The organism is Tautonia plasticadhaerens (assembly GCF_007752535.1).
GTDB classification, from domain to species: Bacteria; Planctomycetota; Planctomycetia; order Isosphaerales; family Isosphaeraceae; genus Tautonia; species Tautonia plasticadhaerens.
On the sequence record NZ_CP036426.1, the window covers coordinates 7386734 to 7408632 of the forward strand.

The 21899-nt window shown below is 72.9% G+C and carries 21 protein-coding genes; 15 read left to right on the top strand and 6 right to left on the bottom strand.

Annotated features, from left to right (window positions below; all coding sequences use genetic code 11):
* Nucleotides 1-22: 22 nt before the first annotated feature.
* Complete coding sequence (locus tag ElP_RS29480; RefSeq protein WP_197446476.1) at nucleotides 23-1054, bottom strand: sugar phosphate isomerase/epimerase family protein; 1032 nt, start codon at nucleotides 1052-1054, stop codon at nucleotides 23-25.
* A gap of 342 nt (nucleotides 1055-1396) precedes the next feature.
* Here ElP_RS29480 and lipB point away from each other — a divergent pair, with 342 nt between their 5' ends.
* The 8 genes from lipB to leuD all read left to right on the top strand — a co-directional run bounded on the left by lipB (nucleotide 1397) and on the right by leuD (nucleotide 8805).
* The gene (gene lipB / locus ElP_RS29485) at nucleotides 1397-2131 is read left to right on the top strand and encodes a lipoyl(octanoyl) transferase LipB (protein WP_145276343.1); all 735 of its coding nucleotides are present in this window, start codon (nucleotides 1397-1399) and stop codon (nucleotides 2129-2131) included.
* Nucleotides 2106-3083, top strand: coding sequence for a lipoyl synthase (lipA, locus tag ElP_RS29490; protein ID WP_145276345.1), 978 nt, complete (start codon nucleotides 2106-2108; stop codon nucleotides 3081-3083). Before lipB ends, lipA begins: the two co-directional genes overlap by 26 nt.
* Before the next feature lie 228 nt (nucleotides 3084-3311).
* Nucleotides 3312-3497: a hypothetical protein gene (locus ElP_RS29495; protein ID WP_145276347.1), complete on the top strand. Its 186-nt coding sequence runs from the start codon at nucleotides 3312-3314 to the stop codon at nucleotides 3495-3497.
* A 108-nt stretch (nucleotides 3498-3605) separates the two neighbouring features.
* Complete coding sequence (locus ElP_RS29500; protein WP_145279093.1) at nucleotides 3606-4652, top strand: DUF1559 domain-containing protein; 1047 nt, start codon at nucleotides 3606-3608, stop codon at nucleotides 4650-4652.
* Nucleotides 4653-5627: 975 nt separating this feature from the next.
* Nucleotides 5628-7064 carry a 3-isopropylmalate dehydratase large subunit gene (leuC, locus tag ElP_RS29505; RefSeq protein ID WP_145276349.1) on the top strand — a complete coding sequence of 479 codons (1437 nt, stop codon included), beginning with the start codon at nucleotides 5628-5630 and terminating at the stop codon, nucleotides 7062-7064.
* Nucleotides 7065-7066: 2 nt separating this feature from the next.
* A complete protein-coding gene (locus ElP_RS29510) occupies nucleotides 7067-7504 on the top strand; it encodes a toll/interleukin-1 receptor domain-containing protein (protein WP_145276351.1) in 438 nt (145 codons plus the stop codon).
* A complete protein-coding gene (locus ElP_RS29515; protein WP_145276353.1) occupies nucleotides 7501-8106 on the top strand; it encodes a toll/interleukin-1 receptor domain-containing protein in 606 nt (201 codons plus the stop codon). Before ElP_RS29510 ends, ElP_RS29515 begins: the two co-directional genes overlap by 4 nt.
* 27 nt (nucleotides 8107-8133) lie before the next feature.
* Nucleotides 8134-8805, top strand: coding sequence for a 3-isopropylmalate dehydratase small subunit (leuD, locus tag ElP_RS29520; protein ID WP_145276355.1), 672 nt, complete (start codon nucleotides 8134-8136; stop codon nucleotides 8803-8805).
* Here the strand turns inward: leuD and ElP_RS29525 are convergent.
* Entirely contained in the window at nucleotides 8760-9347 is a 588-nt protein-coding gene (locus ElP_RS29525) for a methylated-DNA--[protein]-cysteine S-methyltransferase (RefSeq protein ID WP_197446477.1), read from the bottom strand. The two genes, leuD and ElP_RS29525, sit on opposite strands and share 46 nt — an antisense overlap.
* Before the next feature lie 208 nt (nucleotides 9348-9555).
* Here ElP_RS29525 and ElP_RS29530 point away from each other — a divergent pair, with 208 nt between their 5' ends.
* From ElP_RS29530 to ElP_RS29550, 5 genes are all read left to right on the top strand, one after another.
* Nucleotides 9556-10554, top strand: a complete 999-nt coding sequence (locus ElP_RS29530; protein ID WP_145269650.1) for an aldo/keto reductase — start codon at nucleotides 9556-9558, stop codon at nucleotides 10552-10554.
* A 107-nt stretch (nucleotides 10555-10661) separates the two neighbouring features.
* Nucleotides 10662-10904, top strand: coding sequence for a hypothetical protein (locus ElP_RS38890; RefSeq protein WP_197446478.1), 243 nt, complete (start codon nucleotides 10662-10664; stop codon nucleotides 10902-10904).
* Between the two features lie 284 nt (nucleotides 10905-11188).
* Entirely contained in the window at nucleotides 11189-11887 is a 699-nt protein-coding gene (locus ElP_RS29540; protein WP_145269647.1) for a pirin family protein, read from the top strand.
* Nucleotides 11888-11969: 82 nt separating this feature from the next.
* Nucleotides 11970-12593 (top strand): NAD(P)H:quinone oxidoreductase, encoded by a 624-nt coding sequence (wrbA, locus tag ElP_RS29545; RefSeq protein WP_145279095.1) that lies wholly within the window; start codon nucleotides 11970-11972, stop codon nucleotides 12591-12593.
* A gap of 558 nt (nucleotides 12594-13151) precedes the next feature.
* Nucleotides 13152-14189, top strand: a complete 1038-nt coding sequence (locus ElP_RS29550; protein ID WP_197446481.1) for a glycoside hydrolase family 5 protein — start codon at nucleotides 13152-13154, stop codon at nucleotides 14187-14189.
* 64 nt (nucleotides 14190-14253) lie between these two features.
* On the opposite strand, the gene ElP_RS29555 is transcribed toward ElP_RS29550, so the two are convergent.
* Complete coding sequence (locus tag ElP_RS29555; RefSeq protein ID WP_145276357.1) at nucleotides 14254-14556, bottom strand: hypothetical protein; 303 nt, start codon at nucleotides 14554-14556, stop codon at nucleotides 14254-14256.
* Nucleotides 14557-14837: 281 nt separating this feature from the next.
* Nucleotides 14838-15170 carry a hypothetical protein gene (locus tag ElP_RS29560; protein WP_145276359.1) on the bottom strand — a complete coding sequence of 111 codons (333 nt, stop codon included), beginning with the start codon at nucleotides 15168-15170 and terminating at the stop codon, nucleotides 14838-14840.
* Between the two features lie 205 nt (nucleotides 15171-15375).
* On the opposite strand from ElP_RS29560, the gene ElP_RS29565 reads away from it, so the two are divergent.
* Nucleotides 15376-16686, top strand: coding sequence for a Gfo/Idh/MocA family protein (locus tag ElP_RS29565; protein ID WP_145276361.1), 1311 nt, complete (start codon nucleotides 15376-15378; stop codon nucleotides 16684-16686).
* A 130-nt stretch (nucleotides 16687-16816) separates the two neighbouring features.
* On the opposite strand, the gene ElP_RS29570 is transcribed toward ElP_RS29565, so the two are convergent.
* Entirely contained in the window at nucleotides 16817-20371 is a 3555-nt protein-coding gene (locus ElP_RS29570) for a hypothetical protein (RefSeq protein WP_145276363.1), read from the bottom strand.
* 553 nt (nucleotides 20372-20924) lie between these two features.
* On the opposite strand from ElP_RS29570, the gene ElP_RS29575 reads away from it, so the two are divergent.
* Nucleotides 20925-21239: a hypothetical protein gene (locus ElP_RS29575; RefSeq protein WP_145276365.1), complete on the top strand. Its 315-nt coding sequence runs from the start codon at nucleotides 20925-20927 to the stop codon at nucleotides 21237-21239.
* A gap of 97 nt (nucleotides 21240-21336) precedes the next feature.
* On the opposite strand, the gene ElP_RS29580 is transcribed toward ElP_RS29575, so the two are convergent.
* The gene (locus ElP_RS29580) at nucleotides 21337-21855 is read right to left on the bottom strand and encodes a hypothetical protein (protein WP_145276366.1); all 519 of its coding nucleotides are present in this window, start codon (nucleotides 21853-21855) and stop codon (nucleotides 21337-21339) included.
* Nucleotides 21856-21899: the final 44 nt, after the last annotated feature.

Consider the following 21899-nt stretch of genomic DNA (forward strand, 5'->3'; position numbering starts at 1 on the left):
CGAGGAGGACAGGGGAGGACGCTCAGAGGCCCAGGGCCTTCCCGGCGTGGTCGAGGCAGGCCCGGACGTTGGCCTCCTCCTCGGCGATCCTCGCCTCGGGGGCCAGCCCCTCGACCCTCGGCAGCGACCTTCCCCGGTCCTCCCCCCGGACCAGGGCCAGGGTCCGGGCCAGGTCCCGGCCCGGCACCCCGGGGAGCGTCTCCCAGTACGGGTCGGCCAGGCAGGGGATCCGGAGCGGGTCCCTCGTAATCATCTCCAGCATGAACCGGCACCCCGGCCGGGCCGACCGGATCGCCGCCACCAGGCCCGGGAGGTCGAGCACCCCCCGGCCGAGCGGCACCTCCGAGAGCAGGAAGCCGTCCTCGGCCTCGGCGACGGCCATGTCCTTGACGTGGCAGGTCATCGCCATCGGGGCCAGCGCCCGGATCGTCCCCGCCGGGTCCTCCAGCAGGGCGAGGTTGTTCCCCAGATCCACGCAGACGCCGATCAGTTCCGAGCCGATCTCCCGGAGCAGCTCGATCTGCTCGTCCGATCGGAAGTCCTTGTGGTTCTCGACCGCCAGCGCCACCCCTTGCCGCTCCAGCAGCGGCGCGGCCAGCCGGAGCGACCGGGCCGATCGGTCCCGGAACCGCTCGAACTGCTCCATCGAGTCGAACGTCTCGTACCTCCGGCCGCCGAGCATCACCGTCCGGACGACCGTCACCCCCGCCCGGGAGGCGGTCCGCAGCTCGGCCTCGAAGCGATCCCGGTCGGCCGGGTCGTCCGGGTCCGGCGTCCGTGTCGACCCCTCGAAGACCATCCCGGCCTCGTCGGCCATCGCCCGGAGGGCGTCGGCGTAGGCCTCGTCCCGCGATCCGATCGGCAATTGCACCCCGCCGGCACCGAGCCCCCGGCAGTGCGACAGGAACCGGATCGGGTCCCGGAACTCCGGCTCGATCCGGGTCCGATTCCCATACGAGCTGATGCCGATGCCCAGGCTCATCGGCCGGGGCGTCCCCCCCAGCAGGGGCAGGGCCACGGGGGAGGCGAGGAAGGCCCGTCTCGTCGCCGACATCGGAGTTGGTCTCCCGATCGCGTCCCGGGGAACGAACCGAGTGCGGGGAGGACGACACGTCGACCGACCCGGGATCAGGCGGGGGGGCTCCTCGCCCGTCCCCGGCCCGGGTCGAATCGACTCCCGGGCTCGACCATAGCACGGCGTCCCGCCCGCGTCGACGGGCCGCATCGCGGGCCCTCCGGCCTCGCCGATCGCCCTTGCCCCGGCCCGAGGCCGAGGTGTACAGTGACCCTGTCGGAATCGTCGTCGGACGCCCGCATCGCTCAACGGGCCGGGGCCTCCCCCGTGCCTCGTCGGTCGGCCGCTTGCCAAGGGAATCGAGGGGGAGCAGGACCGGACATGTCGACCGTTCTCTCCCCCCCCTTGGAGGTCTACCTGCTCGGCCTGGTCGACTTCGACGAGGCCCAGTCCCTCCAGCGGCGATTGGTGTACGACCTCGGGGAATCCCGGGCCGCGGGGGCCCTGGTGCTCTGCGAGCACCCGCCGACGATCAGCATCGGCCGGTCCGGCAGCCGGGCGCACGTCGCCGCCGACGACGTCGAGTTGCATCGGCACGGCATCGACGTCCGCTGGGTCAACCGGGGTGGGGGGACGCTGCTGCATCTGCCGGGGCAGCTCAACGCCTACCTCGCCCTGGACCTCTCCCGGGCCGGGCTCGACCTCCGGGGCTACCTCGACGGCCTGCACCGGGCCGCGGTCGCCGTGGTCAACGAGTTCGGCCTGAAGGGCGAGGCCCACCCGAAGGCCGCCGGCGTCTTCGCCGGCAATGCCCGGGTCGCCTCGATCGGCGTGGCCGTCAGGCGCTGGATCGCCTATCATGGACTGACGATCAACGTGGGCCCGTTCCTGGAGCCGTTCCAGCTGATCGACGAGCCCGGCCCCGACGGCTCCCGGCTCCGGCAGACCTCCCTGGAGGCCCAGCGACAGCGAGCCGCCCCGATGCCCAAGGTACGGGAGTCCCTGATCCGGCACCTGGAATCGACCTTCGGGCTGACCCGGCACCACGTCTTCACCGACCACCCGATGATCCGCCGCAAGGCCCGACTGCATGCCTACGCTCAGAGCCTCGGATAAGGACACCTCGGAGGAGGACGGTCGCGCGACCGCCCCCCCCTCCTTGCCCTCGTTGCCGATCGTCGGCCCCGACGGCCGGGACGTGCGGCAGGTCCCCCATCGCCGGCTCCCCTCGTGGCTCAAGCGCCCCCTGCCCGAGTCCGGGGGCATGGGCCCCACCGCGCGGCTGATCGAGGAACTCGGGCTGGAGACGATCTGCGAGTCCGGCAAGTGCCCGAACCGGTCGGAGTGCTGGACCCGCAAGACCGCCTCCTTCATGGTCCTCGGCGAAGTCTGCACCCGCCCCTGCGGCTTCTGCTCCGTCCCCCGGGGCAAGCCCGAGGCCCCCGCCCTCGACGAGCCCGACCGCCTGGCCGAGGCCTGCGCCCGGCTCGGCCTGAAGCACGTGGTCATCACCTCCGTCACCCGGGACGACCTGCCCGACGGCGGCGCCGACCACTTCCGCCGCTGCATCCTCGCCGTCCGGGCCCGCACCGGGGCCGTCGTCGAGGTCCTCACCCCCGACTTCGACGGCGACACCTCGGCCATCGACACCGTCCTCTCCGCCTCCCCCGAGGTCTTCAACCACAACATCGAGACGGTCGCCCGCCTCCAGCGGCACGTCCGCCGCAAGAGCCAGTACCCCGTCAGCCTCCGCGTGCTGGAGCACGCCAAGCGGGCCCGCCCCGACCTGCTCACCAAGAGCGGCCTGATGCTCGGCCTCGGCGAGACGACCGAGGAGGTGATCGAGACCCTCGCCGACCTCCGATCCGTCGGCTGCGACCTGATCACCATCGGCCAGTACCTCCGCCCCTCCCCGAAGCACCTGCCCGTCGAGCGCTACCTCCCCCCCGGGGAATTCGACGAGCTGGGGCGGGTCGCCCGATCGCTCGGCTTCGCCGACGTCGCCAGCGGCCCGTTCGTCCGCTCCAGCTACCACGCCGACCGCCTGGCCGCCGGGCACCACGACTGACCGGCCCTCGCCGGCCGCGCTCCCGGACGGGGTCGAATCGACGCGGGCCCACCTTCACGAAATCTCCGCGGTTTCCTGAAGAATTCTTCCCGGTCGCCGTGTAGACTGATCTTTCAATCCACGGATGTCGGCCCCGCCGAGGCCGGCCCCGGCGTCCGGTCACCGCCCCCGGTCGGGCCCTGCAACCATTTCCCCCCCACCGATTTGCCGACCGTCGAGAACGCGCCCATGTTACGGAAACTCCTGGCGACCTCGATGACCGCCGCGGTCGTCTGCGCGTCGCTCACCCTCTCCTCGGTCGTCCTGCCCGGCTGCGGCGGGGACGACAAGATCCGAGACCTGCCCGGCGGCGAGATGCCGGTGCCGACGGCCGAGGAGAAGGCCCAGTTGAAGGCCGACTACAGCCAGAAGTGACGCCCCGGCCGCCCGGGGCCGCCCCCGGGGGCCGTGCCGCCCGGATCCGAGTCCGAACCGCCCCGCCCACCGCCCCGCCCATACACCCTTCTTCCTCGCGAGGTCTCCATGAACCGAACCCATCGCGGCCGGGTCGCGCGACCCGGCTTCACCCTGATCGAGCTGCTCGTCGTCATCGCCATCATCGGGGTGCTCATCGCCCTCCTGTTGCCGGCCGTGCAGAGCGCCCGCGAGGCGGCCCGCCGCGCCCAGTGCACCAACAACCTCAAGCAGATCGCCCTGGCGAGCATGAACTACGAGTCGGCCTTCGGCTCGCTGCCCCCGGGCAACCTCAACGCCCCCGACCCCGAGGGCGGCCTCGCCTGGTACACCGGCGTCAACAGCTTCGCCTTCATCCTCGGCTTCATCGAGCAGGGCGCCATGCTCAGCGCCTACAACTACGACCTGAGCATGAGGGCCTCGGCCAACGTCACCGCCGCGGCCACCAACTTCAACGCCTACTGGTGCCCCAGCGACCCCGAGGCCGCCGAACTGATCCCGGTCAACGATTGGTACCACGGCCAGGCCCTCTTCCCCAACTTCACCCAGGCCGCCCGCAGCTACGTCGCCAATCGCGGTACCTTCTGGATGACCGACTTCCGCTACAACACCCTCGACCCCTGCTACAGCACGGTCACCCGGACGGCCACCGGCACCATCTACGACGGCAGCGCCACCAAGCTCTCGGAGATCCGGGACGGCACCAGCAACACCTTCCTCTACGGCGAGGCCGCCTTCGGCGAGCTCTGGCCCGCCTCCCGGAAGGCCTGGAACCGCTGGTGGCACTCCGGCTGGATGGAGGACGCCTTCTTCGACACCACCGTCCCGATTAACAAGGGCGGACCCGGCAAGACCCCGCACGACTGGCACAGCACGACGGCCGCCTCCAGCTACCACCCCGGCGGCGCCAACTTCGCCATGGCCGACGGCTCGGTCCGCTTCATCAAGGACACGATCAACACCTGGCCGCTCGGCGACGACGGCGAGCCGGTCGGCTATAGCCTCCGATACTGCGGCAGCTGGCCCATCTACGAGCAGGGCAACGCCGTCCCCGGCGTCTACCAGGCCCTCTCCACCCGCAAGGGCGGCGAGGTCGTCAGCGCCGACCAGTATTGAGCGAGGCCGCCCCGGCCTCCCGCCCCCCGGCTTCCCCAATCGCCGGGCCCGCCCCGAGGGGTCGGGCCCGGCGTTTTCGCGCGCCCGGTGCCGGTCCCGACCCGGCCCGGCTCGCCCCCCCGCACGAGGCCGACGGTCGACCCGCCCGACCGGATTGTGTGACTAAATTCGGCCCATCCCACGATGATCTAGGATGAGGGCCCGCTCGGCGGCCCCGCCGTCCCGACCTGCGCGGAAGCCTCCCCCGATGCCGGCCCCCTCGACGACCCTCGACCGATCCCCCCGACCCCGGCCCGGCCCTCCGGCCCGACCCGGGCCGCCGATCGTCGACCGTCCCGGCCTCCGCCCCGGCCTGCCCGCCGATCGGCCGGCGTCGGGACTCTCCCGCCCGACCCGCCGGGGATCGGCCTCCTGCCGGCGCGCACCGCGCGGAGCGAACCCATTTCCGATTCCGCAAGTCGATTTATTGGAGCAACTTGAGCGGAGAGCGTCCGGGCCGAAATCGGCGCACCGTCCGCGACCCGGCCGCGTCCACTCCGATCCGGGGCCCTCGGGACGGGAATGCAGGCCGGCCAACCGTTCCCCCGTCGGATCGGCCCCTCGCCGGTGCGCCCTCGCCGGTGCGCCGCGCGGAGCGAACCCATTTCGAGCCCCATCGAATCGCGCAATTGCAATTCCGAACGTGAGTTGCGGCGATCACCCGGCGTCGACTGGCGGCGCACCGTGCCCGATCCGGCCGGCCCCGGGCCGTCTCGCCGGGCGGCGCCCCGGTCGAACCCGGAGCGGCCCGACGGGGTCTGGGGGGCGAGGCCTCCACGGAGGCCGGGGCCGCCCGGGGCGACCGGACCGTCAGGGGCGCTGCGGTCTCCTGGTGCGTCCGCCCCCCCTCCCGGGTAGAATGAATGGCCCGCCGCCGGGGCCCGAGGCTCCCCCGAATTTCTTCCGAAGCCGTCCCGCACGATCGAGATCCGCCCGATGCCCGCGACGCTGTTCGAGAAGGTCTGGGACCGTCACGTCGTCCTCGCCACCGAGGACGCGACGCTGCTGTACATCGACCGCCACCTCGTCCACGAGGTCACCAGCCCCCAGGCCTTCGAGGGGCTCCGCCTCACCGGCCGGAAGGTCCGACGCCCCGGGCTGACCTTCGCCACCCCCGACCACAACATCCCCACCGACGACCAGCTCGACATCAAGGACGCCCTGTCGAGGCGCCAGGTCGAGGCCCTCCGCGCCAACTGCCGGGAATTCGGCATCCGGCTCTACGACGTCGGCAGCGGCCACCAGGGGATCGTCCACGTCGTCGGCCCGGAGCTGGGCATCACCCTGCCCGGCACCACCATCGTCTGCGGCGACAGCCACACCAGCACCCACGGCGCCTTCGGCGCGCTGGCCTTCGGCATCGGCACCAGCGAGGTCGAGCACGTCCTGGCCACCCAGACCCTCTGGCAGGGCCCCCGGCCGAAGTCGTACGGCATCGAGGTGACCGGCCGCCTCCCCGCCGGGCTGGAGCCGAAGGACATCATCCTGGCGATCATCCGGGCCATCGGCACCGGGGGCGGCACCGGCACCGTCTTCGAGTACTACGGCCCGGCGATCGAGGCCCTCTCGATGGAGGGCCGGATGACCATCTGCAACATGTCCATCGAGGCCGGGGCCCGGGCGGGCATGATCGGCCCGGACGACACGACCTTCGACTTCATCGCCCGGGAGGACCGCCCCTTCGCCCCCAAGGGCGCCGCCTTCGACGCCGCCGTGGCGGACTGGAAGTCCCTCCGCACCGACGACCCCGCCGCCTTCGACACGCACCTGACGATCGACGCCTCCTCGCTCGTCCCCCAGGTGACCTGGGGGACGAACCCGGGGATGACGGTCGACGTGACCGGCGTGATCCCCGACCCGGGCGAGGTCCCCTTCGCCTCCCGGGAGGACGCCGAGCGGGCGCTGGCCTACATGGGCCTGACGCCCGGCACCCCCATCCGCGAGATCCCGGTGGAGGTCGTCTTCATCGGCTCCTGCACCAACGGCCGGATCGAGGACCTCCGCACGGCCGCCGCCGTCTTCAAGGGCCGCAAGGTGGCCGAGGGGGTCCGGGCGATGGTGGTGCCCGGCAGCGAGGGGGTCCGGGCCCAGGCCGAGGCCGAGGGGCTCGGCCGGATCTTCCAGGAGGCCGGCGCCGAGTGGCGGATGTCCGGCTGCTCGATGTGCCTGGCGATGAACCCCGACAAGCTCACCCCCGGCCAGCGCTCCGCCAGCACCTCCAACCGCAACTTCGAGGGCCGCCAGGGCCCCGGCGGCCGCACCCACCTCGTCAGCCCCGCCATGGCCGCCGCCGCCGCCGTGACGGGCCGCTTCACCGACGTCCGCACGCTCCTGGCCGATTCGAACTCCCGGATCGGGGGGGCGGGCCTGTAACGATGGCAAGGCCCCGGTCAACGGCCCGATCCCGCTCGACAACGGGGGATTATCAGGTTTTTATCAGTCATGCAACTCCCGACAAGTGGATCGCCAAGGTCCTCTGCGAGAAGCTCGAAGGTGTCGGAGCCACGACCTTCCGGGACGATCGAGACGTCGACGGGGGCGACGACATCCCGGACGAGATTCGTCGACAGATCAAGCGATCGAAGGAACTCCTCGTACTACTGACGCCCAAGTCGGTCGGCCGCCCCTGGGTGTTGCTCGAGATCGGCGCGGCGTGGCTCTGGAGCGGGAAGACCCGGATCACCGTCGTCCTCTATCATGTCGAGGTGGATTCGGTCCCCGACATGCTGAAGTCGAAGAAAGCGATCGCGTTGAACGACCTCGACGAGTACCTTTCCGAGGTGGCAAAGCGTGTGAGGGCACTCGGGCGATGACGAAGAACGAGGTCACCTACGATGTGTTCCTCTCGGCGTCCACCTTGGATGTTGGGGTCGCAGAGGTCGTTCGACGATCGTTCGAATCTCGGGGATTGACGGTCTTCTCTGCCCTCGAGATGAAGGCGGGCGTGAGGTTCGAGGATGTGATCCGATCGGCGATGGCGGAGGCGCGAATCTTCGTCGCGATCCTGACCCGGGCTTCGATGAGCAGTGCGAACTTCGCGGTGGAGTTCGGGGCGGCGCTCGCGTGGGGGAAGTTCATCTATCTCCTGAATGCCGGGATCTCACCAAGAGACATGCCTGCTTGGCTTTCGCATTACCGACTCGCCCCGATTTCGGAACTCGATCAGGTTATTGATGCGATCTTAGGCGCGATCGAACCACTCAGCGAGGAGCAGGCGGTGGTGCTGGGCGAGGCGTATGGCGCCGTCGGGGTTGCCTCGGAGCAACTCTCCAGCCGGCCGAGTTCGCTGGACCAATTGACGCAACGTTTTAACCGCCGTGCCGGGACTTCGTTCTCGCCCGAACGGATCCTCCAGGAAGTGATTCGGCTTCGAAAACGTGGTGATCTCCCGAAACTGAGTCGAAAGACCCGCTGATCCACACAATCCTTCCGGGAGCCTCTTTTGGACGCCTTTACGACCCATCGCGGCAAGGTCGCCCTGCTCGACTGGAGCGACGTCAACACCGACCTGATCATCCCCGCCCGCTACCTGAAGCGGGTCGAGCGGACCGGGTACGGGCCCTTGCTGTTCGCCGACAAGCGCTACGCCCCCGGCGGCGCCCCCGAGCCGGATGCCCCCGAGCGGCACGGCCCCCTCGCCGGGGACTTCCCCCTGAACCGGCCCGAGGCGGAGGGTGCGACCATCCTCGTCGTCGGCCGCAACTTCGGCTGCGGCTCCAGCCGGGAGCACGCCGTCTGGGCCGTCCAGCAGGCCGGCTACCGTGCGCTGATCGCCCCCGGCAAGGGGGAGGGGTTCGCCGACATCTTCGAGGGCAACTCGTACAACAACGGCCTGCTGCCGATCGAGCTGCCCGAGGCCGACTGGCGGGCGATCGCCGAGGCCACCCGGGCCGACTCGTCCCTGGAGGCGACGATCGACCTGGAGGCCGGCACGATCGCCCTGCACCCCTCGCCCGGCGGCGTCGGGCCCGAATTCCGATTCCGGGTCTCCGAGGCCGACCGCCACCGGCTGCTCAACGGCCTCGACGCGATCGGCGAGACGCTCCAGCACGACCCGGTCATCGGCGACTACGAGAACAGGAGCCCGGCCTGGGCGTCGTCCCCCGGGGCATGACGGCGCTCCAGGTCGATCAGGAATTGCTTGCGCCAGAGACCGCCCCCGTAGCCGCAGAGGCGGCCCCCCGAGGCCACGACGCGGTGGCAGGGCACGACGATCGCCAGCCGGTTCCGGCCGTTCGCCGCGCCCACGGCCCGGACGGCCGCCGGCCGGCCGATCGCCCGGGCCTGCTCAGCGTAGGTCCGGGTCCGGCCGAAGGGGATGTCCCGGAGCGCCTGCCAGGCCATCACCTGGAACGGCGACCCGGCCAGCCGGAGGGGGACCGAGAACTCGGCCCTCGTCCCCTCGAAGTACTCGAACAGCTCCCCGGCGAGCCGGGCCAGCAGGGGGTGGTCCCCCTCCTCCGCCCGGCAGCCGATCGCCTTCCGGGCGGCGTCGAGCTGGGGCCCGAGTCGATCCGGCTCGGCGAACTCCAGCAACGCGAGCCCCTCGTCGGTCGCCCCCGCGACCATCGGGCCGAGGGGGGTCTCGATTCGACGGGTGATCAGGGCCTCGGCCGTCCGGTTCGGGGCCGCTCCGGTGGCGGGGGGCATGTCCATGGCGCCTGGGGCTCTCCCGGGGGATCGAGAGGGGCGGTCCGGGACTCGACCCAGTCATCCCGCACGCGTCCATCCCGGCCATTATGTCCCACGAGGACGCCCGGAGACGACCCAGGCCTTCGAACTCCGGCCGGCCCGCCGTGTCCATCGGATCTCCGGCCGGGGACGCGACTGATTTCGACCGCCGACCCTCGCGATGGAGACGGACATGAGGCGAAGTGAACTCGGCAGGGGTGGGTTCGAGGTCTCGGCGATCGGCCTGGGCTGCTGGGGGATGTCCGGCTCCTACGGCCCCGCCGACGAGGCCGAGTCGGTCGCCACCCTGCACCACGCCCTCGACCGGGGGGTCACCCTCATCGACACCGCCGACTCCTACGGCGACGACGGCCACAACGAACGCCTCCTCGGTCGGGCCCTGGACGGGCGACGCCACGAGGCGGTCCTGGCGACCAAGACCGGCTTCGTCCGCCGGACGGCGGCCGACGGCACGACGGCCGTCGAGGTCGACGGCCGCCCCGGGCGCATCCGATCGGCCTGCGAGGCGAGCCTGGCCCGCCTGCGGACGGAGGTGATCGACCTGTACTACCTCCACCGGGCCGACCCGGACGTGCCGATCGAGGAGTCGGTCGGGGCGATGGCCGAGCTGGTCGCCGCCGGCAAGGTCCGGGCCATCGGGCTGTCGGAGGTCTCCGAGGCCACGCTGCGGCGGGCGCACGCCGCCCACCCGATCGCCGCCCTCCAGTCGGAGTACTCGCCCTGGACGAGGGAGCCGGAGGCGGCGGTCATGCCGGCCTGCCGGGAGCTGGGGATCGCCTTCGTCCCCTTCAGCCCGCTGGGCCGGGGCTTCCTCACCGGCACGCTGACCGACCCGAGGCGCCTGGCCCGGGGCGACTGGCGGGCATCGAACGCCCGCTTCGCCGGGGGGAACCTCGCCCGCAACCTCGCCCTGCTGCGGCCCCTGGAGGAGGTCGCCCGGCCCCACGGGGCGAAGCCGGGCCAGGTCGCCCTGGCCTGGGTGCTCTCCCGTGGCGAGCGGGTCATCCCGATCCCCGGCATGAAGCGGCGGACTCACCTGGACGAGAACGCGGCGGCGGCGGACATCGGGCTGACGCCCGAGGAGATCGCCCGGCTGGACGCCGCCTTCCCGCCCGGAGCCGCCGCGGGCGACCGCTACGACCCCGGGCAGGCCCGCTGGCTGGGCCGTTAGCCCTCGCCCCGGGGCTGGTGCCCCCCGCGAACCCTTGACTCGCATTTAGTTGTCGCGTAAATTAAATTCGTGACGACCAAGTGGCGGGCGGGGGATGGGCCATCCCGGTGGGTCGATGGCAGGAGGAGCCGGAGGGGACGCGGACCTTCGACTCGCCGGCGCGGGAGGCCACGCTGGGCATCGCCCGCACCGCCGACCGCTCCGGCATCCGCGTCTCCCGGCTGTCCCGGGAGCACGGTCCGACCCCCTCGCAGCACGACGTCCTGCGATCCTCCGGGGCGAGGACAAACCGCTGCCGATCCTGGAGGTCGCCGACCGCCTGGTCGCCGTGCCGGGCATCACCGGCCTGATCGACCGGCCGGAGGCCATGGGGCTGATCGCCCGGGAGCGCTCGGCCGAGGATCGACGGGCCGTCTTCGTGGCGAGCACGCCGAAGGGCCGGACCTGCTCGGCAGGCTGGGCGAGCCGGTCGGGGCGCCGCACGAGGGGTTGGTCGGCCACCGCTCGCAGGCCGAGCTGAACGAACCGATCCGGCTGCCGGAGAAGGCACGGCAATCGCTTTCCGAGCCCGACCGAGCTTATTTCGGTCTTGATTTCCATGTCATCTATTGGCGAGAAAACCAGGGGGGAATCGATGATGACGATCCGCGGGGCGGGCGAGCGGGGCCACTTCGACCACGGCTGGCTCGACACCTACCACACCTTCTCGTTCGCCCGGTACGTCGACCGTCGCCACATGGGGTTCCGCGCCCTGCGGGTCATCAACGAGGACCGGGTGGCGCCGGGGCGGGGCTTCGGCACCCACCCGCACGGCGACATGGAGATCGTCACCTACGTCCTCTCCGGGGCGCTGGAGCACCGGGACAGCCTGGGCACCGGCAGCGTGATCCGCCCCGGCGAGCTGCAGCGGATGACCGCCGGCACGGGCATCACGCACAGCGAGTTCAACCCCTCGGAGTCCGAGCCGGTCCACCTCTACCAGATCTGGCTGCTGCCGGAGCGGGAGGGGCTGGAGCCGTCCTACGAGCAGAAGGCGTTCCCCGAGGACGAGCGGCGCAACCGGCTGCGGCTGGTCGCCTCGCCCGACGGGACCGGGGGCTCACTGACGATCCGGCAGGACGCCCGGCTCTACCTCGCCACGCTGGACGGCGGCCGGGAGGTCTCGCACGAACTGGCACCGGGCCGCCACGCCTGGCTCCAGGTCTTGCGAGGCGGCGTCACCCTGAACGGATCGGCCCTCTCCGCCGGAGATGGGGCCGCCCTCGGCGACGAGTCGGCCCTGGCGATCCGGGCCGACGAACCGTCGGAGGTCTTGCTGTTCGACCTGGCGTGAGGCTCTCTCAGGGAGCGGAGAGCCCGGGTCCGCCGTCATCGGTGACCGGCGGCCATCATCCCGAACCCCAGGCGCAGGAGCAATCGCCGTGAAGATCCAGGTGGTGTTCTACAGCATGCACGGCCACCTCTACCGCATGGCCGAGGCCGTCGCCGAGGGCGCCCGCCGGGTCGAGGGGGCGGACGTGGCCCTGTTTCAGGTGCCCGAGCTGGTGCCCGAGGAGGCGCTGGAGGAGAGCGGGGCGAAGGCCGCCCGGGCGGCCTTCGCCCACGTGCCGGTCATGGAGCCGGGCCGGCTGGCCGAGGCCGACGCCATCCTCTTCGGCACGCCGACCCGCTTCGGCAACATGTGCGCCCAGATGCGCAACTTCCTCGACCGCACGACGAGGCTCTGGCTCTCGGGCGCCCTGGTCGGCAAGGTGGGCAGCGTGTTCGCCTCCACGGCCAGCCAGCACGGCGGGCAGGAGACGACGATCACCAGCTTCCACACCACGCTGCTGCACCACGGCATGATCATCGTCGGCGTGCCGTACTCCGAGCAGCGGCTCGTGCAGATGGACGAGATCGGCGGCGGGACGCCCTACGGGGCGACCACGCTGGCCGGGGCCGACGGCAGTCGGCAGCCGAGCGCCATCGAGCTGGAGATCGCCCGCTTCCAGGGCCGACACGTCGCCGAGATCACCCGACGGCTGGTGTCCGCTCACTGACCGGCTGCCCGGTAATTCTTCCTGCGCTTTCCGGGACTTGAAGGGTGCCTCTCGGCTGGTCCGATCCGGTTTCAAGGGCCTGAGCATCCGATGGATCGAGCCGATCCGGATCATCGACTCGCTGGTCTCCGGGTGCCACTCTTCGTCTCGGCCGTGCCGTCGGTCTCGCCCCAGCCGGGCGAACGTCCGCTCTTCTCGCGTCCCGGGCGTGGCCGTATTCCTGCCCGAAGGGCGATGGTAGAGAGATTGGAGGCGACGCCCCGGCGCCGGCCCGAAGCCGGTGTGGGCAGGTCGCGGGGAGTGGCCTGGCGCGATTGAGCCGCGAAGGGCCATCCCGGGCAAGGTCAGCGTTCGAGCGGCCATCCCCGGGTCGGCGGCGGGGGGTGGGTCCTCCCGGGTCGAGGATCCGGCCTCCGGGAGTGGGGATCGGGGTGCCCCGCCCCGCCGGGGCCGCCTTCGGGGCTCGTCCGGGTACCCTCCGGTGGCGTACGATGAGGGCGTGCTCCCGACGTCCCGGCTCCGGGCCCCCCGGGGGCGACTCCACCCGAGGACGACGCAATGACGCCACCACGATCGACGATCGCCCTGACCGTGTTCGCCACGCTCGCCGCGATGGCGGGCCCCTCCGCCTCCCCCGCCGCCGACGAGGCGGCCGTCGAGGCCAACGGTCGGCTCGGCCGGGGGATCAACCTCGGCAACGCCCTGGAGGCCCCCCGAGGCCAGAGCTGGGGCATGGAGATCCGGGACGACTACTTCGAGCAGATCAAGCGGGCCGGGTTCGACTCCGTCCGGATCCCGATACGGTGGTCGGACTACGCCTCGGACCGGCCCCCCTACGCCATCGACCCTGGGTTCTTCGAGCAGGTGGACGGGGCGATCGACTCGGCCCTCTCCCGGGGGCTGACCGCCGTGATCAACTTCCACCACATCGAGCCGATCTACGAGGACCCGGCCGCCTTCCGGGACGCCTTCCTCGCCCTCTGGGGGCAGGTGGCCGAACGTTATCGGGACCGGCCCGAGACGCTCGTGTTCGAGATCCTCAACGAGCCCCACGCGAACCTCGACGCGGCCTCCTGGAACGACCTGATCCCCGAGGCCCTGGGGGTGATCCGGGAGTCGAACCCGGACCGGGTCGTGATCGTCGGCCCGGCCGGGTGGAACAACTTCCGGGAGCTGGACACGCTGGAGCTGCCCGACGACGACCGCCTGATCGTCACCTTCCACTACTACGAGCCCTTCCCGTTCACCCACCAGGGGGCCGAGTGGAACGACCCGGTCCCGCCGGTCGGCGTCGAGTGGACCGGCTCGGACGAGGAGCAGGCCGAGGTGACCCGGGCCTTCGACCGGGTCTCCTCCTGGGCCGAGGAGCACGGCCGGCCGATCTACCTCGGCGAGTTCGGCGCCTACAACAAGGCCGACATGGAATCCCGGGCCCGATGGACCGCCTTAGTCGCCCGGGAGGCCGAACGTCGGGGGTTCTCCTGGGCCTACTGGGAGTTCGGCTCCGGCTTCGGCGCGTTTGACCGCGAGTCCGGCCGTTGGCGGCCGGAGCTGCTCCGGGCGCTGGTCCCGGACTCCCCGACCCGGGGACGCTGATCGGGCCTCGACGACGGCCCCCACCCTGGCCATCGGCCGGGCGGGCGGGGGCCGGCCGACGCCGTCAGGTCGCGGAGCGGTCCATGGGGATACGGACCCAGCCGTCGGAGAGGAAGGACTCGGAGACCAGCGCGGCGTCGTGGTCGATCGGTTCCCAGTGGATCGCGAAGGTGGTGCTGCGTCCGAGCGCGACGCGAGCCGGGGGCGGCCCGGTCGTCGCGGCCGAGGCGGCGGCGAGCGCCTCGCCCAGGCCCACCTTGGCGTGGGTGATCGGGTCGGGGGCGTCGATGGCGCCGAACAGGGCGACCAGGCTGAGGAACTCGGGGGCCGAGACCTTGCGGGTCGTCTCGAGTCCCCTCGGGGCCATGGGACGATCGGCGCGACCCCCGAGGCGGAACCTTCTCAGGCAATCGTTCAACCACATTTTCGGTTTCCTCCCATCGCTGGATTCTCGAACCGACCCGCCCCGGACGCCGGGGCGGGTTGGGGCCGGTCGTTCGGCCCCGGGCCGGCGGGCGCGAGGGGCCGGGCCCGCGTCGGAATTCCGCGGGGAATCGGCCCGGGGCGCGGACGTCGAACCGGGCCGGCTCGCGACCTCCCCGGGTTGGAGGCGGCGAGGCGGCCAATCGGTCGGTCGGCCGGCCGGTCTCAGCAGCGGAGGGAGGCGGAGCGGTCGGGGTAGCGTCGGCGGGCGAGTGGGGGCCGTCGGGACGGCGAGCGGTCGTCGGTCGGGCGCCCGGGGTGTCGGTCTGCCCGGGTGCCGACGGCCCCGTCGAGGCCGTCCTCGGATCCCTCACCCTCCGAAAAGGCGGCGAGGGCCTCGGGCCGGAGGGTGTCGGGGGCGATGCCGAGCCGACTCGTGGTCGGATGGCATGAGGCGGCCGGCTCGGCGGCGGCGACCGGCGCCGAGACCTGGGGACGGTCAACGGCCTGACCGGGGCCGCCGAGCCAGAGGGTGAGGAGGAGCGGGAGGAGCGGCACGGCGCGATGCTCCCGATCGGTGCCGAGGGGCGGGGGACCCGGGGATGGATCCGGACTGTCGGGAACTATAAGGGGCGTCGACCTTGAAATCAAGGCGATCGGGAGGCCTCGAACGGTCGGCCGGGAGGGCCGGTGCCGGGTTCCCTCGGGCTCGATCGCGCGGGATTATTGGGGCGGTTCCCCCCCCCACTAGGAGCACCGCGACATGACCGACCCGATCTCCCGACGGAACTTCCTCGCCTCCTCGGCCCTGGCCGCCGGCTCCCTGGCCGCCGGGGCGTCCGCCGCCGCCGGGACGAGACCGCACCCGAGGCCGGGCCGCCCCGGGCCGAACGAGCAGATCGTGCTCGGCTTCATCGGCACCGGGGGGATGGGGCGTGGCCTGATCAACCGATTCAAGTCGTTCGACGACGTGAAGATCGGCGCCGTCTGCGACGTGTACGAGCCCCACGCGCTGGAGGCCGTCTCGGCCTCCGGGCAGAGCCCTGACGTCTACGGCGACTTCCGGCGGGTCCTGGACCGGGACGACCTGGACGCCGTGGTCGTGGCCACGCCGGACCACTGGCACGCGATCCCGACGATCATGGCCTGCCAGGCGGGGAAGGACGTCTACTGCGAGAAGCCGCTGGCCTGGTCGATCGGCGAGGGGGGCCGGGTGGCCAAGGCGTCGGAGAAGTACGGGCGGGTCACCCAGATGGGGAACCTGATCCACGCGACCGACAACTACCACCGGATCGCCGAGCTCGTGCAGTCGGGCGGCCTGGGCAAGGTCACCAAGGCACGGGTCTGGATGGCCCGCAGCGCCCAGGACGACATCGGCAGCCCCCCCAACGGCCAGCCCCCCTCGGGCTGCAACTACGACATGTGGCTCGGGCCCGCGCCGGAGCGGCCGTTCAACCCGAACCGGTTCACCTTCAACTGGCGGTTCTTCTGGGACTACGGCGGCGGCTTCCTCTCCGACTTCGTCTGCCACCTGGTCGACCCGGTCCTCTGGGGGATGAAGGCGACCGCCCCCGAGCTGGTCGTCGCCGGGGGCGGCCGCTACGTGCTGGACGACAACGGCGAGACGCCCGACACACTGGAAGTCATCTACAAGTTCCCCGAGAAGTGGGACCTCGTCTGGAGCCTCCAGTCCGACGCCCCCCACGGCTTCCACGGCCGGGGCGCCGGCGTCGAGTTCGTCGGCACCAAGGGGACCCTGCACGGGCACTACGACGACTACACGATCATCCCCAACCCCGGCGAGGAGGTGGTCGAGCCCGAGCCGTTCCTGCCCCGGTCCCAGGGGCACCACCGGGAGTGGCTGGACAAGATCAAGACCCGGGAGCTGTGCTCCTGCAACTTCCGCTATGGCCACCAGCTCAGCGCCATCGGCCACATGGGGAACATCGCCTTCCGCACCGAAAAGGCCCTGAAGTGGGACGCCGAGGCCGAGCGGTTCACCAACGCCGAGGAGGCGAACGCCTACCTGTTCCGGGAGCAGTACCGCAAGCCCTGGGCCCTGCCCGAGGTCTGATCGCCGAGGCCGGGAGTCCCCGACCGGTCCCCACGAGGCGACCGGCCGGGGAGCCTCCCGGCATCCGGAAGGATCCCCTCGACAGGCCCGGACTCGAAGGACTCGGGAGCTTGATCGGCCCTCGTGCGGATCAGGTGCCGAGCGGCCCGGGCCCTCCCAGGTGCTCCAATGCGAGGTCGAACAGCCCGGCCCAGCGTCCCGAGGGGATCGGTCGGGGCCGCCCCTCCGGGGCATCCGGGATCACGAAGGGGGCCGCCCGACGGGCCGCGGACCCGAGCCCCTCGGATCGGGAGGCGGCCTCCTCGACGCCGCCCTGCACGCGGAACAGGCCGGAGAACGGGGGCAGGGCGATTGTCCCGGGGCCGCCGAACGGTTCGGTCCGGGTCGGGGCGCCGATCGAGGGGATGATGCCGAACCGGCTGAAGCCGTTGTCGGGGCTGTAGCCGAAGACGGCCAGGTCCGTCACGCCGTCGCCGTCGTAATCCCCGCCGACGGGCACGTCGGCCGGGCCCCCGAACGGGAGCATCAGGGTCGGCCGGCCCGAGCTGTGGAGGACGCCGAACCGGGAGGAGCCGTCGATCGGGCTGTCGCCGAAGACGGCCAGGTCCGTCACGCCGTCGCCGTCGTAGTCGCCGGCGACGGGCACGTCGTCCGGGCCACCGAAGGGTTGCGTCAGGGTGGGACGGCCGCCGCTGAAGACCACGCCGAATCGGGAGAAGCCGTTGACCGGGCTGAAGCCGAAGACGGCCGGGTCGTCGGCGCCGTCGCCGTCGTAGTCGCCGACCACGGGGAAGTCCCGGATCCCGCCGAAGGGGAGGGTGAGGGAAGCCCTGCCCGAGCTGTAGACCACGGCGTAGCGGCTGAAGCCGTTGTCGGGGCTGTAGCCGAAGACGGCCAGGTCCGTCACGCCGTCGCCGTCGTAATCCCCGCCGATCGGGAAGTCGAAGGGCCCCCCGAAGGGGGAGGCGCGGTGCCCGCCGTCGCTCGACCGGATGTATTGCAGCACCGAGAAGCCGAGGTCGGGGCTGTAGCCGAAGACGGCGGGGTCGGTGGTGCCGTCGCCGTCGTAGTCGCCGTCGATGGGGAAGGAACCCGGGCCTCCCAGCTCGACCACCCGCACGGCGCCGTCGGAGGACCGCCGGATCTCGAATCGGCCGACGCCGTCGACGACGGCGAAGGTCGCCAGGTCGCTGATGAAGTCGCCGTCGTAATCGGCCGGGACTGCCCGGGGGCGGACCGAGAACCGCGCCGAGCCGGACCCGACGCCCGGGTTGCCGGCCGGGTCCCGGACCGCCGTCGCGTCGACGACCAGCTCATAGGCCCCCCGGCCCGAGGTCGCCCCCCCGAGCCCCTGGAGCCGATACGCCCCCGCCAGGCCCGGTTCCGGCTCGATCGTCGCCCCCGGTCCCAGCGGCACCACCTCCCCTCCCCGGGAGAGCCGGGCCGCGTCGAGGAGCAGGGACGGGTCGATCGGCTCGCTGAACTCCACCCGGAGCGACTCCACCCCCCGTCGCCTGCGACTGGGGTCGGGCTGCTCGACCGAGACCAGGCGGGGGGCGGTCCGGTCGACGACGAACCCGACCGAGATCCTCCCCGAGCCGACGTTGCCGAGCGGGTCCCGCACGCCCGAGGCCTCGGCCGTCAGCTCGTAGAGGCCGTCGATCCCGGTCGCGTCCCCCAGCCCGAGGATCCGGAACCGGGCCGGGGCCCCGGCGACGGGCTCGATCGTCACCCCTGGGCCCAGCGGCACCACCTCCCCCCCCCTCGACAGCGAGAGCGAGAGCGACCCGTCGAGGACGCTCTCGGGCGCGACCGCCTCGGAGAAGGCCACCTCCACCGACTCGACGGGCGTCGCCCTGGGAGACGGGTCGACCGGGCCGAGCCGGTCGAGGCGGGGGCCCGTCGCGTCGACCCGGAACGCGACGGTCAGGGTGCCGACGCCCGGGTTGCCGGCCGGGTCCCTCGCGGACGAGGCGTCGACCGTCAGCAGGTAGGAGCCGTCGAGCCCCGTCAGGGGCCCCAGGCCGAGGATCCGGTAGTCCCCCGGCCCCTCGGCGACGGGCTCGACCCCCACCCCGTCCCCCAGCGGCACCACCCCGCCGTCCCGGAGGAGGACCAGGCCGTCGAGCAGGCCGATCGGGTCGATGGGCCCGCTGAACCGGAGCGCGACGGTGTCGACGGGGACGTTCCGGGGGCTGGGGGCCACCGGGCCGAGCCGGAGGAAGACCGGCGGGCCCGATTCGGTCCGGAGCCGGGCGACGCCGACGACCGAGCCGCCGACCCCGTCGTCGACCCGGCCGGCGACGACCAGGCGGCCGGCCGGGTCGAGGACCGCACCCCGGGCCCGGTCGTTGTCCAGCGGCCGGGGGCCGAGGTCGAACCGGATGAGGGCCAGGCCGCCGTCGCCGAAGCCGACGTCGGGCCGGCCGGAGGGGTCGAGCCGGATCGCGCCGAAGTCCGAGTCGCCGTCCGAGTCCCGGGCCGTCCCGGCGACAAGGATCCGGCCGTCGGGCTGCAAGGCCAGGGCCGAGGCGAAGGCCAGGGCCCCGGCCCCGACCGGGTGGTCGACCCGCCCTGCGACGCCGAAGGAGACGTCGGGGGAGCCGTCGTCGAGCAGGCGGACGAGCCCAAATCGACTCCCCGCCCCGGCCACGTCGACCGTCCCGGCGACGAGGATCCGGCCGTCGGGCTGCGACGCCAGGGCGGCCGGCAGGTCGTCCCGGTCCATCGGCAGCTCCCCCAGGTCGAAGCCGATCACGACCCTCCCGTCGCCGGAGGGGCCGAAGGAGGGGACGGGGAGGCCCCGGGCGTCCAGCCGGGCGACGCCGAAGTCGGCATGGCCGTCGGCCGTCATGACCGGCCCCGCCACGAGGACCGAGCCGTCGGCCCGGATCGCCACCGCCGAGGCGTTGTCGTCCCGGGTGGGGGCGCCCGGCCCGAGGTCGAAGCCGACGACCGCCCGGCCGTCGTCGCCGAAGCCGGGATCGGGGCGGCCATCGGCGTCGAGCCGCAGGATCCCGAAGTCGTTCTCGTCCCCCACGTCGTCGACCTGGCCGACGACGACGATCGAGCCGTCGGCGTCGACCGCCAGGGCCGTCGCCACGTCGTCCCGCTCGGCGAGGACCGGGCCGAGGTCGAAGCCGACCACGACCCTCCCGTCGCCCCCCGGGCCGAAGGAGGGGTCGGGCCGGCCGTCGGCGTCGAGCCGGACGACGGCGAAGTCGAGCTGGCCGCCGGGGCGCTCGACCTGGCCGACGACGAGGATTTGGCCGTCGGGCCGGACCAGGACGGCCCGGGCCCGGTCGTCGACGTCGTCCCCGCCGCCGAGGTCGAAGCCGATCGTCGCCACCCCCCCGGAGCCGAAGGAGGGGTCGGGCCGGCCGTCGGCGTCGAGCCGGACGACGGCGAAGTCGTCGTTGCCGAGCCGGCCCACCGTGCCGGCCACGACGAGGCCGTCGTCGCCCAGGGCCGCCACCCCGGCCACCTCGGCCAGGCCGGCGACCTCGACCGTCGCCCGGCCGGGCAGGTCGACGCGGCCGAAGCCCGGGTCGAGCGAGCCGTCGAGCGGCAACCGGGCTTCCAGGCGCTCGACCGAGGCGACGAGCTCGGGGGCCCGATGCCGTCGCCGGCCGGGACGAGGGCCCTGGCGAAGGCCGGGGGGCGGGCCGATCGTCGAGGCATCCATCGGATCGTTCCCGAATCGGGGCAGAATGGGGGGACGCTCGGGCGGCCGGGGTGGCACGAGGCGACCGGGGTCGGCCTCCGGAGGGCGATCGGGCCTCGGGGGGAGGGCCCTCGCCTCCGGGACGCGCCGCTCGGCCCTGCGGGCGTGCCACTCACGCCGATCGGCCGGGCCCGGGTCGCTCCTACATCGAGCGATCGGCCATCGGGCCGACCGGATGGACGGCGACTCCGGACCCCGGGGATCCCTCCCCGGCCGATTCCCCCGCGATCCGGGGCGGGCGGCCGGGCGGTCCGCCGGGTGAGCCCCTGTATCCTAGCGACCTCGGCCGCCGGCTCATACCGGAATTTCTGGAAGCCACGGGTCGGACCCGGGCGCCCGTTCCGGGCCGGCTTCGCCGTCGGGGACGGCCCGAGGGCCGGGGGGATACCGGGGCTTCGGCCGGGGACGTTACCATGGTCCCGTCGCCGGCCCCGACCGCCGGGCGGGGCCCTCGGGGTCGCCCGGCGGGCCTCCCCGGCCTGTCCCCTTCGCGCTCCCCGTCGGGCACCCTCCCGTGATCGAACGCCTGCTGATCCCCTCCTGGAACGCCCCCCCCCGATCCGTCGACGACTGGTGCGAACGCCTGGGGGCCCTCGGGCACCCGCCGGGCCGCTCGAAGGGGGGGGCGGACGAGACCTGGCTCGTGATCGAGCCGCTCGGGCTCCGCCTGCTGGCCGTCCTCGAAGGCGGCACCCTCACCGCCCTCCACGCCGAGCTCGACGCCCCCGACCCCGGGCCCGCCCTCGCGCTGCTGGCCGAGGCCGCCCCCGGCCTGGACTGGGAAGTCCACGACGAGGACGACGACGAGGGCGAGGGCGGGCGGGGCTGATCGACCCGGCCCCGGGCCCGCCCAACGCTTCATCCGACCCGAACGCCCCCGGCCGGGGGCCGGGTCGGGCCGGGTCCCTTCCCTTGGCGGCCCCGGATCAGCCCCGACGCCTTGACGCCCGGAGCGTCGAGAGCGGCCCGAGCGGGATGCCCGAGCCCGACGACCGGGCGGCCGAGCCGGTGCCGCCCCCCTGCCCCGAGTCGACCGTGGCCATCCCCGAGGCGATCAGGACGCGGTCGATCGCCGCGGCCCGGGCGAACAGCGGGGCGATCTCGCCGCCTCGGTACGCCTGGCCCCCCGTCCGGACGACCAGCCGGATCGGGCCCGGGGAGGCCGGGGTGTCGGGCGAGGCAGACTCCCGGAGCACCTCGGCCCGGTCGAGGTAGACGCCCCGGCCGAACCGGGCGACGAAGGCACCGCCGGCGACCCCGTCGCCGTCGCCGTCCAGCGCGAGCCCGCCCTCGCCGACCAGGCCCGACTCGCCCCCGGAGCGGACCTCCAGCCGGGCGAACGCCAGGTAGGGCAGGCGGAACCGGGGCTCCAGGGTGACGGCCCGGGAGTCCTCGTCGTAGGTCGCGGCGGCGATCGGCACGACCAGGTCGTCCCCGGTCCCCATGCGATCGTCGCCGCCGGGCAGGACGAGGCGGTAGGCGTCCGGGG